Here is a 2,092-nt window from a genome sequence, read left to right as displayed (position 1 = left end):
GCCTCAACATTCTTTAAAATACCGTTTCCCGCCGAAGGTTCTGTAAATACCGCTTTATTTGATTTATTCCCACTTTCCTCAGTGGATATAATAGATTCTTTCTTTAAAGAACCCAAACTTTCAACGCCGCCAATTACTTTCGTTTCCTTCAGAAAGCCCCCAGCAAAACCAACCTTAGTTGGAATATCCACATGATCTGAAAACTGCCGGTATCCACTTACAATCCCACCGCCGGTTTTCTTTACCTGCAGCGGACGTCCCGTCACCAGTCCTACGAACATTCCGTTCTGGACATTCTCCGACTCGCCGCTTCCCCAGACATCCACAGCTTTTTCGCAGCCTTTTCCCGTTTCGTCCGGAAAATAAAAATCAAATTCCACATCCAGATCTGTCTCACTCTCAAACTCTACCACAAGAATGTTCTCATCCGCAGCCACCCAGCTTCTCAGAGAACATTTCTCTCCGGCGGAATTTGTCAATATTGTTATCGTTTCTCCCATGGCAAACTCCTGCTCCGTATACCACCGGGCACCTTCCATAGCAGGAATATCAAACACCATACGCCCTACCGGTCTGGGGCTTCCGCCGCTTACCGCCGGATCACATTTGGCAGAACTGTTATCATGAAAGAATTCCCAGTTCGCCGCACTTTCCATTTGCCAGAAGTCATTGGTAGTAAACCAGAACTGTGGATACCTCCCATCCCCAGCCACTGCCGCCAGCAAATCTCCATTTCCCAAAATCGGCGCATCAATCTTCGTCCCCGCATTCTGCCAGATCTTCCATCGTCCTCCCCCGGAAACATCCACATTTCCGTCTGGTACAGCCGTCGGAGCCTCAGTAAATACAGCCTTATTTCTCTCTACAACCATATATCTTTCCTTCTCTCCACTTTCGCTTCGTATCCTATTTTATAATCACCGTCTCATAAACCGCTTCCCTCATTCCCGGGAAGCTGCCCTCTCTGCGCCTGTTCAGCAGCTGTCCTTCCGCATCTTTCCACTGAAATCTGGTCGTCGCATACGCCCCATTCTCAAAGTTATAGTTGTTTCCTTCATCCTCATACAGCACAAACTCTCCGTCTGCCCCAGGATAAACGATAATCTGTACCGGCTTCTCTGGCTCCTGCTCTGCATAAACCAGCCCATCAGCCACCGGAATGATCGCACCCGCCTTCACGAAAATCGGGATCCGGTCAATAGGTGTCTCCACCTTCACATACTGGCCGCCCTCATATTTCTCATTTGTCCAGTAATCGTACCAGATCGTACCAGCCGGCAGATAACACTCCCATGTCTTTTCCCTGTTAAGCACGGTACTTTCCGGACCATAATACATAGGCTCCGTAACTGCACAGATCAGCAGGGATGGTCCAAACATAAACTCATTCTCCACCTTTCGCGCCTCCCTGTCCTCCGGGAAATCAAACAACAGGCTTCGCATAATGGTATAATCCTCAAAATGTACCGCCCCTGCCAGCGAATAAATATAAGGCATAAAATGATATCTCAGCTTGATAAATTTCTCGATAGCATCATAGAACATAGTGCCCTTTTCCCCGAAATTCCAGATTTCTCTCGGCGTATCTGTACCATGAGACCGGAACATAGGAAGAAATGTTCCCATCTGAAGCCAGCGTGTATAAAGCTCACAATATCCCTTATCTTTCACACCCTCATTATATTTTCCCTGCCAGAACCACTTGGGCTCCGGATCCGTGTTGCATCCGCATCCACGGTTCTGCCACTTATCTGCAACTGTGAAAAAGGCTCCGATATCCAAGGTCCAATAGGGATAACCGCTCAGTCCCATATTCAAACCTTCTACGATCTGGATCTTCAGATTCTTCCAGTCCGCGCAGGTATCTCCAGACCACAGCATAGCTGCATACTTCTGACCAGATGCATAACCGGAACGTGTCAAATTCAGTACACGCATATCCTCCCGATCCTTTCTCTGGTTCTCATAAATTCCCTTTGCATGCTCCAGGGCAAAAGCGTTGGCCACAGCAGGATCCAGGTATTTCTTGTGCTCGCCTCCAACCAGCTGGAAACGCTCCCAGGGCTCTCTTTTCACCGCACCGCCCCAGTCC

The 2,092-nt window shown here is 48.6% G+C and carries 2 protein-coding genes; both read right to left on the bottom strand.

Annotated elements, in window-relative coordinates; genetic code table 11:
• A partial coding sequence (locus tag AC1WIP_RS14980) for a hypothetical protein (protein WP_481142583.1) occupies positions 1-872 on the bottom strand: 872 nt, incomplete at its 3' end.
• A gap of 34 nt (positions 873-906) precedes the next feature.
• Positions 907-2,092, bottom strand: a 1,186-nt coding sequence (locus AC1WIP_RS14975; protein ID WP_481142582.1) for a glycoside hydrolase family 31 protein, incomplete at its 5' end; no start/stop codon positions are given.

The organism is Acetatifactor sp. (assembly GCF_982438285.1).
Note: the sequence above shows the minus strand (reverse complement) of the source record. Positions and strands in the feature narration are given on the sequence as shown.